The organism is Streptomyces sp. NPDC079167 (genome assembly GCF_040686735.1).
Lineage (GTDB): Bacteria > Actinomycetota > Actinomycetes > Streptomycetales > Streptomycetaceae > Streptomyces.
Genome location: NZ_JBFBLO010000026.1, coordinates 1 through 14,769, shown reverse-complemented (window position 1 = coordinate 14,769; position 14,769 = coordinate 1). Strand labels below are relative to the sequence as shown.

General features: G+C 69.8%; 10 protein-coding genes and 1 pseudogene. 9 read left to right on the top strand and 2 right to left on the bottom strand.

Annotation, left to right across the window (positions count from 1 at the left end; translation table 11 throughout):
• Positions 1 to 76: 76 nt before the first annotated feature.
• The 4 genes and pseudogenes from AB0P41_RS33905 to AB0P41_RS33890 all read left to right on the top strand — a co-directional run.
• A pseudogene (locus AB0P41_RS33905) lies at positions 77 to 298 on the top strand (F420-dependent methylene-tetrahydromethanopterin reductase); the annotation flags it as partial.
• A 4-nt stretch (positions 299 to 302) separates the two neighbouring features.
• Complete coding sequence (locus AB0P41_RS33900) at positions 303 to 1,109, top strand: DUF1684 domain-containing protein (RefSeq protein WP_356716218.1); 807 nt, start codon at positions 303 to 305, stop codon at positions 1,107 to 1,109.
• 276 nt (positions 1,110 to 1,385) lie between these two features.
• A complete protein-coding gene (locus tag AB0P41_RS33895; RefSeq protein WP_365935976.1) occupies positions 1,386 to 2,288 on the top strand; it encodes a S1 family peptidase in 903 nt (300 codons plus the stop codon).
• A gap of 185 nt (positions 2,289 to 2,473) precedes the next feature.
• Positions 2,474 to 2,953, top strand: a complete 480-nt coding sequence (locus AB0P41_RS33890; RefSeq protein ID WP_356716214.1) for a hypothetical protein — start codon at positions 2,474 to 2,476, stop codon at positions 2,951 to 2,953.
• A gap of 10 nt (positions 2,954 to 2,963) precedes the next feature.
• Here AB0P41_RS33890 and AB0P41_RS33885 read toward each other — a convergent pair whose 3' ends face one another.
• Entirely contained in the window at positions 2,964 to 3,893 is a 930-nt protein-coding gene (locus tag AB0P41_RS33885) for a DUF4231 domain-containing protein (protein ID WP_365935975.1), read from the bottom strand.
• 212 nt (positions 3,894 to 4,105) lie between these two features.
• Here AB0P41_RS33885 and fxsA point away from each other — a divergent pair, with 212 nt between their 5' ends.
• From fxsA to fxsT, 4 genes are all read left to right on the top strand, one after another.
• Positions 4,106 to 4,270 (top strand): FxSxx-COOH cyclophane-containing RiPP peptide, encoded by a 165-nt coding sequence (gene fxsA, locus AB0P41_RS33880; protein ID WP_104790156.1) that lies wholly within the window; start codon positions 4,106 to 4,108, stop codon positions 4,268 to 4,270.
• A 111-nt stretch (positions 4,271 to 4,381) separates the two neighbouring features.
• On the top strand, positions 4,382 to 6,658 hold the full coding sequence (gene fxsB, locus AB0P41_RS33875; protein ID WP_365935974.1) for a radical SAM/SPASM protein FxsB, inactivated metallohydrolase extension form: 2,277 nt from the start codon (positions 4,382 to 4,384) through the stop codon (positions 6,656 to 6,658).
• A 150-nt stretch (positions 6,659 to 6,808) separates the two neighbouring features.
• On the top strand, positions 6,809 to 8,110 hold the full coding sequence (fsxC, locus tag AB0P41_RS33870; RefSeq protein ID WP_356716208.1) for an FxsC protein: 1,302 nt from the start codon (positions 6,809 to 6,811) through the stop codon (positions 8,108 to 8,110).
• Positions 8,107 to 12,039 (top strand): FxSxx-COOH system tetratricopeptide repeat protein, encoded by a 3,933-nt coding sequence (fxsT, locus tag AB0P41_RS33865; protein WP_356716206.1) that lies wholly within the window; start codon positions 8,107 to 8,109, stop codon positions 12,037 to 12,039. The genes fsxC and fxsT overlap by 4 nt, the downstream gene beginning before the upstream one ends.
• Before the next feature lie 188 nt (positions 12,040 to 12,227).
• On the opposite strand, the gene AB0P41_RS33860 is transcribed toward fxsT, so the two are convergent.
• Positions 12,228 to 13,112, bottom strand: coding sequence for an alpha/beta fold hydrolase (locus AB0P41_RS33860; RefSeq protein WP_365935973.1), 885 nt, complete (start codon positions 13,110 to 13,112; stop codon positions 12,228 to 12,230).
• 435 nt (positions 13,113 to 13,547) lie between these two features.
• On the opposite strand from AB0P41_RS33860, the gene AB0P41_RS33855 reads away from it, so the two are divergent.
• Positions 13,548 to 14,633: a S1 family peptidase gene (locus tag AB0P41_RS33855; RefSeq protein ID WP_356716202.1), complete on the top strand. Its 1,086-nt coding sequence runs from the start codon at positions 13,548 to 13,550 to the stop codon at positions 14,631 to 14,633.
• Positions 14,634 to 14,769 lie beyond the last annotated feature (136 nt).

Sequence of the window (14,769 nt, the reverse complement as noted above, 5' to 3'; positions counted from 1 at the left end):
CGGACTCACCTGATCTCGGGCGGAGAGATCGCAGGTGCTTGTTCTCCTCCACGAACGCCTCGAAGGAGGCGGCCCCGTCGGTTCCCCCGCGACGGTCGCCGCCGAACTGGAGACGTTCGTCTCCACGGACGCGGCCGACGGCTTCATCCTCGTACCGCATCTCACCCCGGGCGGCCTCGACGGTTTCGTCGACCGGGTCGTCCCGCTCCTCCAGGAGCGCGGGGCCTTCCGCACCGAATACACCGGCTCCACGCTGAGGTCGCACCTCGGCCTGGCCCGGCCCGTATGGAAAAGTTGACCGCATGAGCACGGACGCACAGCAGGACAGCGAGGAGTTCCACGCCTGGCAGCGCTGGCACGAGCGGCGCATCGTCGCCGTGGCCGCGCCGCACGGCCCGCTCTCCCTCACCGGCACCCACTGGCTCGCCGACCACCCGGAGGGTCGAATTCCGGCCGTGCCCGGTCAGTGGCGCGAGGAGGGCGGAGGGGTGGTGCTCACCGCCACCCCCGAGGACGGGCTGACCGTCGACACGGAGCCGTTCTCGGGCGAGATCCGCCTCGGCGCCGACCGGGGGCCCATCGACACCTCCCGGGTGGCGCAGGGCGAGCGCCGCCTGGTCGTGCTGAGCCGCGAAGGCCTCTGGGCCGTAAGGGACTTCGACCCCCAGTCCCCGGCCAGACACGCCTTCCGGAGCATCGACGCCACCCCGTACGACCCGAAGTGGTCGCTGGACGGCGCCTTCCGGCCGTACGACTCCGACCGGACCGTCCGCGTCGAGAACGCCGACGGGCGGCGGCGGGGGCTGGGGCTCGCGGGGGAGGTCGCCTTCACGCTGGACGGCGCCGAGCACACCCTCCAGGTGGCGGTCGAGCCCGACGGTTCGCTCTGGGCCGTCTTCGCCGACACCACCAGCGGGAACGGCAGCTACCGCTTCCGCTTCCTGAGGCCTCCGGCGCCCGACGCGTCCGGCCGGGTGCGCGTCGACTTCAACCGCGCGCTGCTGCCGCCGTGCGCCTTCGCCGACCACTTCATCTGCCCCTTTCCGCCACCGGGCAACACCCTCACGGTGGCGGTTCCGGCGGGGGAGCGGAACCGTATCGACGGCTGAAGTGCCCTTTCCGGACGCGAGGCGGAGGCGGCCCCGCCGGCCGCAGGGCTGCCCGGGGCCGCCTCGCCGTGCCCGTGCTTGTCCGGGTCCACGTCCGAAAAGGCACCCTTGCGGCGCTTCCTGACGGCCCCTGATACTCCCGAGCAGCGCTCGTCACGAGTACGACACTTCCGGAATTCGAACGCTTTTCGGGACACTGTCGTGCTTCGTGACCGCGCCTCACGGGCCCGGCCACCCCACAGGCGGGCCCCCGACTCCCCTCGGGAGGAATGAAAAGTGAGGATCAAGCGCACCAACCCCCGCAGCGGCAGCACCGCGAGACACACCCGGATCACGGCCGTCTCCGCCGGCCTCGTCGCCGTGGCCGCGTTCGCCGTCCCGGCGGCCAGCGCCGACCAGGCCGGAACATACGGCGCCGATCAGCTCAGAGCGGCCGGGGAGGCCGTGCTCGACGCCGACATCGCGGGCACCGCCTGGAACGTCGACCCGGCTACCGGACGGGTCCTCGTCACCGTGGACAGCACCGTCTCGCAGACGGAGATCAACCGGATCAAGGAGTCCGCCGGCACCAACGTGGGAGCCCTTCGCATCGAACACACCCCCGGGAAGTTCAGCAAGCTGATCTCGGGCGGCGACGCGGTCCACGCGTCCAGCTGGCGCTGCTCCCTCGGCTTCAACGTGCGCAGCGGCAGCACCTACTACTTCCTGACGGCAGGTCACTGCACCGAAGGTGCCGGGACCTGGTGGTCGGACTCGGCCCGCACCACGGCCCTGGGCACGACCACGGGATCGAGCTTCCCGACCGACGACTACGGCATCGTCCGCTACACCAACACCTCGGTCCCCAAGTCCGGCACCGTCGGCAGCCAGGACATCACCAGCGCGGCCGACGCCACCATCGGTATGTCCGTCACCCGGCGCGGCTCCACCACCGGCACCCACCGCGGCACCGTCACCGGCCTGAACGCCACGGTCAACTACGGCGGCGGCGACATCGTCCGCGGCATGATCCGCACCAATGTGTGCGCCGAACCCGGCGACTCCGGCGGCCCCCTCCACTCGGGGACCCGGGCGATCGGTCTCACCTCCGGCGGCAGTGGCGACTGCGCCTCCGGCGGGACGACCTTCTTCCAGCCCGTCACCGAAGCACTCAGCGCGTACGGCGTCAGCGTGTTCTGATCCGGCCGGGCACCGCCGCACTCCTGTGAGCCCCCGCCGATCCGAGGCGGGGGCTCCCTTTCGGCCCGCGGCTCTTGAGAGGATGTGGGGACGGTCGGTCGCAGAGGTACCACGGGGGGCGGACGCTGTGCGGTCCGGAGGGATGCCCTCCGGGAGCCCCCGCAGACACCAGGGGGTTCCAGTCCGTGAAACGCATCGGAGTGACCGGTCACCGTTCCATCCCCCAAGAGGTCCAGGAGCATGTGCTGGAGGGGCTGAGGGCGGCGCTGTGCGGACATGAGGGCTCCCTGGAGGCGCTCTCCAGCCTGGCGGTCGGGGCGGACCAGCTCTTCGCCGACCTGGCCCTGGCCCAGGGCGCGGAGCTCACCGTGGTCATCCCCAGCGGGGACTACGAGGAGGGCTTCGCCGACGAGGCGGACCTCGCGCGCTACCGGACGCTCAAGGCCCGCGCCGCACGCGAGGTCCGGCTGGACTTCCCGCACTCCACCGACGAGGCCTACTACGCGGCGGGCGCCTGGATCGCCGACCACTGCGACCGGCTGATCGCGGTCTGGGACGGTCTGCCCGCGCGGGGCCTCGGAGGCACCGGCGACATCGTGACGTACGCCCGGAGCCTCGGCCGGCCGGTCACCGTCATCTGGCGCGACGGCGTGGAGCGCGGCTGAGCCCACACCCTCACATCCGGTGCCTGACCAGCCAGTCCGTGTGCTCGGGCGAGACGATCCGCTCGGTCTCGAAGACGGCGGCCGCCCACTGCCGTTCGGTGAGGGTGGTCTCCATCGCGGCCTGCATGTTCTCCAGGTCGTCCTCGACCAGGGAGTGTGCGGTCACCAGCGGATGGTGACGGCGCATCTCGTTCCAGGCGAGACAGGCGGCGGCAGCGGCGGAGAACGTCCCGGTGAGCGCGAACGACCCGGCGCCGCCGAAGGTCTGCAGCACGGCGAGGACCAGCGCCGGGAGCGTCAGCGCGGCGATGGTGCTGGACCAGACGAGCGCCCCGCGCCGCGACACCAGCCTGCGCCTGCGGTACCAGCGCCGCTGCTCGATCAGCCGGTCCCGGATGTACGTCTCCTTGCGTACGGTGAACGCCTTGTCCCGCAACTCCCGCATGGACGCGGTGATGAGACCGCCGCCCGAGTCCGCCATCTCCTCCCTCGGGTCGTCCCACCCCACCTTGCGCAACTCCTGGAGCCCTTCCTCCAGCCGGCTGGCGAACACCGCCTCGGGGTGCTGGACGGAGGAGTCGAAGGGGGAGCCGTGGACGGCGTAGCGCCAGCAGTTGGACTTGATGAACTCCGCTGCGGAGCGGTTCAGTTGCCAGTGCGACTTTGCTTTGCGCCGGGAGCCGAGGTAGGTCGTGATCAGGACACCGAGATACGCCAACACCGCGATACCATCCAGGAGTTGGATGCCGGATCCGATGTCGGCGTGCCACGGCAGGGCGGCGGGCACGGTGCCCAGGACGAGCAGGACGAGCTGGCCGCGGGTGGTGTTGACCGCCTCACGCTGGCGCGCGACGGCCACGGCGTCGGTGTGGTGGAAGAGTGCGGGCAGATCAGCGCTCCTGAAGACCATGCTCTGCAGCGGTCCTGGAATCGCCGTCATGATCACCCCTGTATTCGATGTAGTGGTCGCCCCGGGCGGTGTGTGAATGGGTTGGGCCCCATTTGGAGTAGTCCCGTAAATCACTCGGGTTACGGCTGTACGAGTCGAGTTGCACACCGGGGCCATGAGAGTAAAGTCGTGCCGCCGGACACTGCAATGGTGCAGGTGCCGGTGCTGTTTCCGTGTCCGGAACGAGCCCATCAAGGACGGCCGTGAAGACCTACGAATCCACCCCGAGCTTCGCTGTCGCGAAGCGTCGTGTGCCGCTTGCGAAGATCGACGCATCCGGCAGTGCAGCAGCAGAGAAGATGGGCCGGGTGCTCGCGACGGCAGGCGGCCGTCCGACACAGATCTCGACATTCAACTCCTCGCTGTAAGAACAGCAGGACCGCCGCTGCCGTAAAGCTTCGATAATTCCACCCGTTCGGCCGATCGGCTACTGTGGCCCGTCGTCCGGATTCGCGGCGCGGCTGGACTAGAGTGGTGGAATGACAGGCCCCGCGGTCCCGTTCCGCGAAATCGTTCTGAAGGTTCACAGCAGGTGTGACCTAGCCTGCGATCATTGCTATGTCTACGAACATGCTGATCAGAGCTGGAGAACCCGGCCCAAGACTATTTCTGATCACGTGATCTCCAGAACGGCGCAGCGCCTCGCTGAGCACGCGAAGACACACGCACTGCCCTCCGTGTCAGTGATCCTGCACGGAGGGGAGCCTTTGCTCGCAGGCCCCGCCCGACTGCGGCGCGTCTGCGAGGAGTTCGGGTCCGCCCTGGCGGGAGTCGCCGAGCTGGACCTCAGGATCCACACCAACGGCCTTCAGCTCAGCCCCCGGTATCTGGACCTCTTCGACGAGTTCGACGTCAAGGTGGGCATCTCCCTCGACGGTGACCGTGCGGCCAACGACCGGCACCGGCGATTCGCCGACGGACGCAGCAGCCACCCCCTGGTGCTCAAGGCGGTCGAGCTCCTCCGGCAGGACCGCTACCGCCATCTCAACCTCGGGCTCCTGTGCACCGTCGACATCGAGAACGACCCGCACGCGGTGCTGGACGCCCTGGTGGCCCTCGATCCTCCGCTCATCGACTTCCTCCTCCCGCACGCCACATGGGACGAGCCGCCTCCCCGTCCGGACGGATCACCCACGGCCTACGCCGAGTGGCTCCTCGCGGTCTTCGACCGCTGGCAGGAGGAGGGGAGTCCGGTGCCGGTGCGCCTGTTCTCCTCGGTGCTCTCCACGCTGAGCGGTGGTCCCAGTCTCACCGAGTCCCTGGGGCTCGCGCCCACGGACCTGGTGGTCGTCGAGACGGACGGTCAGCTGGAGCAGGTCGACTCCCTCAAGAGCGCCTACGAGGGTGCCGCGGCCACCGGGTTCGACGTGTTCTCGCACTCCTTCGACGACGTCGCCGCCCACCCCGGGGTCCGGGCGCGGCAGCTCGGCCTGGCAGGCGTCAGCGACGCGTGCCGTCGGTGCCCCGTCGTACGCTCCTGCGGCGGCGGGCTCTACACCCACCGGTACAGCTCGGCGAACGACTTCGACAACCCGTCGGTCTACTGCGCCGACCTGGAGGCGCTGGTGCGGGGCGTCCAGGAACGCACGACCGCGGCCGCGGTGCCCCTGGCCCTGTCCGACCGGCGTGAACTGGCCGCCGAGCAGCATGACTTGTCCCGCACGCTCCTCGCCGGCCTCCACGAGGCGCTGGACGGCCGTGGTGGAGCCCGGTGGGACGAAGCCTGGGGGCTCGCGGGCGTTCTGGAGTCCTCCGGCGAGGGCGCCGCGGGGCTCGACCTGGTCGTGGCGCACCCCTATACGCGTACCTGGCTGCTGGACGTCCTGGAAGGGCTGCACGCCGAGCGGCCCGAAGCCGTCGGCCAGGCGCTGCGACTGCCGTCGTACGTCGCGGCTGCCGCGGTACGGTCCGGCCTCGGCCTGGAGGTGCCGTGTGACTACCGGGACGGCAGGCTCTTCCTTCCCACCCTCGGCGAGCTACGGGTAGCCGAGCCGGGCGGGACGGGGCGGGTCCTCGTGCGAGCTTTCGGCGAGGGGTTCGCGGTCCGGTGTGAGGGCGGCGGTGAACGGGTCGTCGCGAGCGGGACGGAGGGCTCCGGCTGGCTCCCGGTGCGGCACTTCGCGGCGGGGAGGGCTCCCTCCTTCGCCCTAGACGACCTGGACCCGTACAGAGACTGCTTCGACGCTCCTGCCGCACCCCGCCTGAGCCGGGCGGACGCGGAGGCGTGGGCCGGGGGAGTCGGCCGTGCGTGGGAGCTGCTGGAACGGGCCGCGCCGCACCGGACGGTGGACGTCGCGGAGAGCCTGACCACGTTGACCCCACTCGTCGCCGGTCACAACACGAAGCGGCCGCACGGTCACGGGGCCGTCGGACTCGTGTGGGCGGAGGACACCCGAGAGCTCGCCCTCGGGCTGCTGCGCGGTCTGCGACGGGCCGGGCTCCGGGCGCTCCTGGACGTCATGGATCTCTACGCGCTGGACGGAGCCTGGGAATACCGGCTGCCCTGGGAGCGGAATGTGAAGGTCCCCTTTTCCGGGCTTCTGGCCGGCACGTACGAACGCGTGGGACTTTCCGTACTCGTTCCCGGATTCATGGACGGAGTGCCCGAGGCACTCGACATGATGGACGGGGCGGCCGAACCCACGGTCGGAGGAATGCGGCTGCTGAGGTCGCTCCGTGACGAGGCGAGAGGTGTACATGGGACAAGTGGGATGAACATCCCTGTGAATGCCGTGGATCACGAACCTGTTCGATGATTCCTGGGTATGGATGACTGAAAAGCGGCGTTGATTGACCGAACGCCGTGGGGGTGGAGCACAGTCCGCTCCGGAATGATGAATTCGCTCGCACCCTCTCCACAGTCCTGGGATGCGGGTGCTCACACAGGACGGGGGTCGTGTGCACGCATGACGCAACAGCGAGCGGACCATCGGCCGTACTTTTTTCTGAGCTACGCGCATACACCGGGGTACGGCGGTGGATCGGACCCAGACATGTGGGTCGAACGGCTTTTCCAAGATCTCTGCGGTCATGTGATGGCCATGACCAATCTCCCGGCCGGATCACCGGCCGGATTCATGGACCGGGAGATACGCTCCGGCGAGGGCTGGTCCGAACGGCTGGGCAATGTCCTGGCCAACTGCCGGGTCTTCGTCCCGCTCTTCTCACCGCGCTACTTCGCCAGCGAGATGTGCGGCAAGGAGTGGTACGCGTTCGAGCAGCGCGCCATTCACCACCGGGCCCGGTCGAACCAGCCGGCGGAGGCGATCGTGCCCGCGCTCTGGGTGCCGGTGCAACCGAGCCAACTCCCGGGCCCCGCCGAACGGTTACAGTTCAACCACCGGGACTTCGGGGACCGGTACGTGAGCGACGGGCTCTACGGGCTGATCAAACTCACGCTGTTCGCCCAGGACTACGAGCAGGCCGTCTACCAGCTGGCCAAGCGCATCGTCCATGTCGCCGACAGCGTCCGGATAGGTTCGGGCAGACCCCTCGACTTCCGCCTCGTCCCGAGCGCCTTCGGAGCGCCGGGCAGCGGCGCGGGTGCCCCGAGGCCCATGCGGATCACCATCGCCGCACCTACCCGCCACGACCTGCCGGAAGGCCGTAACCCCGAGTACTACGGCGACAATCCGCAGGAGTGGAACCCTTACCATCCGGCCGCCGCCAGACCGCTGGCCTATGTCGCCGAAGAGCTCGTGCGCTCCCTCAACTACCAGGCCGTCATCACGTCGTTCGACGAGGAACCCGGCCAGCGGGAGGGCAAGCAGCCGCCGAGCACCCCCGAGATCCTCCTGGTCGACCGCTGGGCCCTGCGGGACGAGGACCTCAGGCGCCGGCTCGCCGCCTTCGACCGGGAGAACAGGCCCTGGGTGACCATGGTCGTCCCGTGGTGCAGGGAGGACCATCAGAGCAGGGCGGCCGAAGCCGAACTGACCGAGAAACTCGAGCAGACGATGCCGGTCAAGATGCAGCAGGGGCGGGCCTTCTGCCGTGTCGCGGCCAAGGGGGTACCCAGTATGGAAGCGTTCGGCCAGATCCTGCCCCAAGTGGTCGAGGTGGCTGCCCAGCAGTATCTGAGGCACGCCACGGTCTATCCACCGGCCGGTGGACGGCACAGCGAGCGGACGCGGCTGATGGGGCCCATGGGCAACACCCAGTTCATACCCGACATGCACGACCCTGCGACGGATGCGGAGGACGTATGACAGCCGGTCGTGACGGGCGCGTCGTCACTTTCTACTCGTACAAGGGTGGCACGGGGCGCACCATGGCCCTGGCCAACACCGCCTGGATTTTGGCCGCCAACGGCAAGCGGGTGCTGGCAGTCGACTGGGACCTGGAAGCGCCGGGGCTCCACCGGTTCTTCCACCCCTTCCTCGACCCGTCGACGCTCGGGGCCACCACCGGCGTGATCGACCTGATCACCGAATACGCCTGGGCTGCGACCAACCCCGCACAACGGGCGGACGACTGGCACCGCGACTACGCCCGCATCCAGCCTCACGCCGTGTCGCTCACCCCCGAGGCGCTCGGCTGGGAGTTCCCGAGGGGCGGCACCCTCGACTTCGTCTCCGCCGGGCGTCAGAACCGCGAGTACTCCGCGACCGTGTCCACCTTCGACTGGGACAACTTCTACGACCGGCTGGGCGGCGGCCACTTCTTCGACGCCCTGCGGGACGACATGAAGGCCAACTACGACTACGTCCTCATCGACAGCCGTACGGGTCTCAGTGACATCGCGGACATCTGCACCGTCCACCTCCCGGACATGCTCGTCGACTGCTTCACCCTCAGCGACCAGTCGATCGACGGCGCGGCCTCCGTCGCCCGGCAGATCGCCGAGCGCTACACCGGCCGACCCATCTCGATCTTCCCCGTCCCCATGCGGATCGACGAGGGCGAGAAGGAGAAGGCCGACGCCGGGCGGGCGCTGGCCCGGCTGAAGTTCGACCGGCTGCCACGTGACCTCTCGGGGGACGAACTCACCGCCTACTGGGGCGCGGTGGAGATCCCGTACCGCCCCTACTACGCGTACGAGGAGACCCTCGCGACCTTCGGTGACGAGGCCGGACTCAGCAACTCACTCCTGTCCGCGTTCGAACGTCTCACCGCGGTCGTCACCCAGCAGGAGGTCACCTCCATGCCCCCGGTGGGCGAGGAGGTCCGGCTGCGCATCCGTGACGCGTTCACCCGGCGGAGGCCGGCTCTGCCCGCCGATCTCTTCCTCAGCTATGTGGCGGAGAACCGCATGTGGGCCGACTGGATCGAATCGGTCCTCACCCGGGCCGGGTTCCGGGTCGTCCCGCGTGACGTCTCCGCCGAGCCAGGACCCGTGGACGCCAACCACGGGGTCGAGACCGCGACCCGCACCGTCGTCCTGCTCTCCAGTGCCTATCTCAAGTCGCAGCGAGCCGTGGACCTCTGGGAGCGCGCGGTGTCGGAGGATCCCGGTGGCGGGCGGCGTCAGCTGTTGCCGCTCAGGGTCAGTGACGTCCGGCTTTCCGCGCCGTACATCGACCGCAACCCGGTCGACCTGTTCCGGCTGGACGAGGTGCACGCCACCACGGCCCTGATGCGTGCGCTGGACCGGCCGGTGCAGCTCGGCGACGGGATGTCGCCGGGGCCCCGCTTCCCCGGCACCGTGCCGAGAATCTGGAACGCGCCGCCCCGCAACCCCGGCTTCACCGGCCGTTCCCTGGTCCTGGAGCGGATGCGCGACCAGCTCGGCGGCGGCATGGCCGTCGTACTGCCGCAGCCACAGACCCTGTACGGTCTGGGCGGCGTCGGCAAGACACAGGTCGCCCTGGAGTACGTACACCGCTTCATGGCCGACTACGACCTGGTGTGGTGGATATCGTCGGAGCAGATAGACGACGTCGTGGCCAGCCTCGCCGAACTCGCCGTACGGCTGGGTGCCCAGGGCGGGGACGACATGGCTGCCGCCTCGCAGGAGGCCGTGGACCTGCTGCGGCGCGGGGTGCCCTCGGAACGCTGGCTGCTGGTGTTCGACAACGCCGACGATCCGGAACGCCTCAGCCGGTACTTCCCGCAGGGCGGATCCGGTCACATCCTCGTCACGTCGAGGAACCAGTCCTGGTCGCAGCACGGTGACGCGCTGCCCGTCGACGTGTTCCTGCGGGAGGAGTCGATCGAGCACCTCCAGCGCCGTGCGCCGGGGCTGAGCGACGAGGACGCCGCCCAGGTGGCCACCGCGGTCGGAGACCTGCCGCTGGCGGTCGAACAGGCGGCGGCCTGGATCGCGGAGACCGCGACCCCCATCGAAACCTATCTGGAGCAGCTGGCCCAGCAGGCCCCGGAGGTCCTGGCCCTGAACCAGCCGGCCGGGTATCCGCAGCCCGTCGCCGCCACCTGGAACATCTCCATCGAACGCCTCAAGGAGCGTTCGCCCGCCGCGGTACGGCTGCTCCAGCTCTGCGCGTTCTTCGCGCCCGAGCCGATCTCGGCGAACCTCCTCTACAGCAAGGAGATGATCGAGGCTCTGAAGCCGTACGACGCCTCGCTCCAGGAGAAGCTGGTCCTGGGCCGGGTGATCCGGGAGATCGGCCGGTTCGCCCTGGCCAAGGTCGACCAGGTGTCGAACTCCATCCAGGTCCACCGTCTGGTGCAGGCGGTGATCAGGGCCCAGCTCAGTGAGGAGGAGCAGCGCGAGGCGAGGCATGTCGTCCACCGCATCCTGGCGGGCGCCCGGCCCGACGACGACGAGCCGATCGACAACCCGGAGACCTGGCCGCGCTTCGCCACGATCTGGCCGCACCTCGGCCCGTCGGACGCGCGCAACTGCAAGGATCCGGAGACCCGCAGGCTGCTGATCGACCGGGTGCGCTACCTGTGGAAGCGGGGAGACGTCCGGACTGCGGGCCGGCTCGGTGACGAACTCCGCGACACATGGCGGGAGATGCTGGGCAACCAGGACCTGCAGTACCTCTACCTCTGCTTCCACCTCTCCAACATCCTGCGCACCCGCGGCCGGTACGTGGAGGCCAAGGAGCTCGACGAGGTGACCCTGGGCAGGCAGCGAGCGGTGCTCGGGCCGGAGCATCCGCACACGTACATGACCACCAGCAGCCTGGCGATCGACCTCGGGCTCCTCGGTGACTACGGCAAGGCGATCGAGCTGGCGACCGCGGCGCACGAGGGATTCAGCCAGATCTTCCACGACAGGCATCCCCGGACTCTGGCCGCGGCGAACAACCTGGCATTGAACCTGCGGAGCGTCGGGCAGTACGCCCGCGCCAGGGAGATCGACCAGGACGTCTACGACCTGCGGTCCGAGGTCCTGGGCCCTGAACATCCGTACAGCCTGTCCTCCGCCATCTCGCTGGCACGTGATCTGCGTGAGGTGGGACGGTACGAGGACTCGGTCGGTCTGCTCAGCCGGACGTACGACGCGTACAAGGCCACCCTCGGCCGGACCTACCCCACCACGCTCAGCGCCGCCAAGAGTCTGGCGGTCTCGCTCCGCAGGGCGGGCCAGCTGGAGGATGCGCGGAGGCTGACGGTGGCCACCCGGGCGAGGTACCGGGCCAAGTACACCGCGGCCAACCCCGAGTCACTGGCGTGCGACCTCAACATGGCGTCCGACCTGTTCGCCGCGGGGGAGGCCGTCGAGGCGAGGGACACCGCGCAGGAGGTGGTGGACCAGTACATGAACGTGCCGGGGGAGCACCATCCGTACACCCTGGCCGCGCAGAACAATCTCGGCGCCTACCTCTCGGGGGCGGGCGCACCGCTGGAGGGGGAGAAGCTCCTGACGCGGGTCGTCGCCTCGATGCGGGAGGTGTTCGGCCGTGAGCACCCGAACACGCTGTTCTGCGTCATGAACCTGGCGAACGCGACGGCCGCGCGGGGCGATCTGGAGCTCGTCCTGGAGACGGAGCGGCGGGTCGCCGGACAGCTCCGGGATGTCCTCGGGGCGCATCATCCGGAGACCCTGGCCATGAGGTCGAACCTCGCGGTCACCCTCGGCGCGATGGGCCGCAAGGACGAGGCGCTGAGTCTGCGGACCGAGACGGGGGACGAACTGGCACGGCAGCTCGGCGACGAGCACCCGCTGACCCGGATAGCGCGGGACGAGCGCAGGTTCTGGCGTGAGCTGGAGCCGATGTCGGTGTGACACGGGGAAGCCGAGGCACGGAGGGGCGGTCCGGTGTGGATCCGGGCCGCGCCTCCGGGCCCCGTGCCGTCGCGCACCGTTCATGCAGCGGCCGGCTGCTGTGCGTCCGGCGGCTGCGGTCTCCGGGCGAGAGGTGATCCGGGGGGCTCCGCCTCAGGACCCCCCGGAGCCCCCCGGATCGCCCCCGGTCAGCCGACCGCGGCCGCCCGTTCGTCCAGCAGCCAGTTGAGCACCTCGGGCAGCACGGACAGCGCGTCGAAGTGCGCTGCTGCCGGTTCGAGTACGGCGGTGGAGTCCGGGATCTGTTCGGCCAGCCAGCGGGAGTGGCCCACCGGGGAGAACACGTCCTTCACGCCGTGCCACAGCATCACCGGGCACCTGATGTCGGCGGGGTCGAACCCCCACGGCCGGGAGAACGCGAGCGCGTCGTCGATCCAGCCGTACGCCGACGTGCGCAGCCCTTCGCGGAAGTTGGCGAGCAGCATCGTGCGGATCCCGGCGTCGTTGACCACCGTGCGGTCGGAGTCGGTCAGCTCCCGGCGCAGGTCGTCCAGGAGCCGGACCGGGTTCTGCCGGATCTCCTCCGAGCGGCTGATGAAGGACTCCGCAAGCCCGTCCGGGTCCGCCGCCGCTCTGGAGTACGCGAGCACGTTCGAAGCGGCCATCCCGTCGAACCAGTCGAGCCCTTCGGCGTCCGGGGGAGCCAGGCTGACCAGAGCGGCGCAACGGGTGACCCGGTCGGGCATCAGCGCGGCGCAGGCCAGAGCGTGCGGTGCGCCCCCGGAGCGACCGACCACGGCGAAGCGTTCCAGGCCGAGGGAGTCAGCGATCGCCCGTACGTCCTCGGCGACATCCCTCACCCGCCGGCCCGGCTGCCGGTCCGAGCCGCCGTACCCCGGGCGGTCGTAGGCGATCAGCTGCATGTTCCGCTGGTAGAGGACCATCCCCCGGGGAGCCGGGCCCAGCCGGCTGCCCGGCATGCCGTGCAGGAGGAACACCGGTCTGCCGCGGGGGTCCCCCAGTCGCTCGACCATCAGATGCCGTCCGTCGGCCACGCGCACCCGACTCCGCACGACGCCCCTCCGCTCATCACCCCGCTCGGTCCGGACATCAACTGCCCGGTGTTCACTGCCAGTTCGATGATGACCTATCGGGGCCGATACCGGCACTCCCCGTCGGCACGAGCCGGTGGTGTCCGGGACGTCCGGAGGCATTGGGGGGCGTTCGGTCTCAGGAGTGCCCTCCCCAGCATCCGGACTCCAGCAGTCATTACAGGACAGGACTGGTCCTCACCCGCCGTCGACGGGCCATCGCACCGGGTGTTCGCGAACGGAACCGACGTGGTGCGACACCCGGGTTGTGAACACGGCGCGGGTGAACCGTCGTCGTCATGTGCGCGTCCGGAAGTCGACCTTGTGTGCTAACGGCCTCGTCGGAATAGTGGGCGCCCCATCCTCCGTGCTCCGGACACCCCACTTGTCCGTGCACGGCCCCACAGGAGGTCGAAGTTGAAGCACCGACGCATACCCAGGAAGCGTGTGGCCCTGGCCGGATCGGCCGTGCTCGCACTGGTCGCGGCAGGATTCACGTTCCAGACCGCGAACGCCAGTGACGACGTACCCGAGTTCACCGCGAAGACCCTCAGCGCCGACTCGGCCGGAAGTCTCGCCACCACCCTGGGCAAGGCCCTGGGCGGTGACACGGCGGGCGCGTACTACGACGCCGAGGCCAAGAACCTCGTCGTCAACGTCATCGACGAGGCGGCGGCCGAGCAGGTCCGCCAGGCCGGCGGCAAGGCCAGACTCGTACAGCACACGCTCGCCGAGCTGACGAACGCGCGGCAGACGCTCACCGACAAGGCCACCATCCCCGGCACCTCGTGGGCGGTCGACCCGGTCAGCAACAAGGTGGTCGTCACGGCCGACCGTACGGTCGACGGCGCGGCCTGGGACAAGCTCAGCAAGGTGGTCGACGGGCTCGGCACCAAGGCCGAACTCAAGAAGTCCGCAGGGGAGTTCAAGCCCCTGATCGCAGGCGGAGACGCCATCTGGGGCGACGGCGGACGCTGCTCGCTCGGCTTCAACGTGGTCAAGGACGGCGAGCCGTACTTCCTGACCGCCGGCCACTGCACCGAGGGGATCACCAGCTGGTCCGACACGCAGGGCGGCGCGGAGATCGGCGCCAACGAGGGCTCCAGCTTCCCGGACAACGACTACGGCCTGGTCAAGTACACCTCCGACACCGCACACCCCAGCGAGGTCGACCTCTACGACGGCTCCACCCAGGCGATCACCCAGGCAGGCGACGCGACCGTCGGCCAGACGGTGACCCGCAGCGGCTCCACCACCCAGGTCCACGACGGTGAGGTCACCGCGCTGGACGCCACGGTCAACTACGGCAACGGCGACATCGTCAACGGCCTCATCCAGACCACGGTCTGCGCCGAGCCCGGCGACAGCGGCGGCTCGCTCTTCGCGGGCGACACCGCGCTCGGTCTCACCTCGGGCGGCAGCGGTGACTGCTCCGCCGGCGGCGAGACGTTCTTCCAGCCGGTGCCCGAGGCACTGGCGGCGTACGGCGCCGAGATCGGCTGACGCCGAGCCCTCCTTCGGTCCCGGTGAACGGGCGAGCCCGCCCCCTCGCGCGGGGGGGGGGGCGGGGGCGTTGTTATGCGGTGGGGCGCGCACGGACCGCCCGCAGCCGCGGCGGGGGGGGCCGACCCGGGGGGCC

Bases quoted from the DNA above. Each gene is read 5' to 3' on its own strand.
- fxsT (WP_356716206.1), top strand. From the start codon at position 8,107: ATGACAGCCGGTCGTGACGGGCGCGTCGTCACTTTCTACTCGTACAAG.
- fxsB (WP_365935974.1), top strand. From the start codon at position 4,382: ATGACAGGCCCCGCGGTCCCGTTCCGCGAAATCGTTCTGAAGGTTCAC.
- fsxC (WP_356716208.1), top strand. From the start codon at position 6,809: ATGACGCAACAGCGAGCGGACCATCGGCCGTACTTTTTTCTGAGCTAC.
- AB0P41_RS33900 (WP_356716218.1), top strand. From the start codon at position 303: ATGAGCACGGACGCACAGCAGGACAGCGAGGAGTTCCACGCCTGGCAG.
- AB0P41_RS33885 (WP_365935975.1), bottom strand. From the start codon at position 3,893: ATGACGGCGATTCCAGGACCGCTGCAGAGCATGGTCTTCAGGAGCGCT.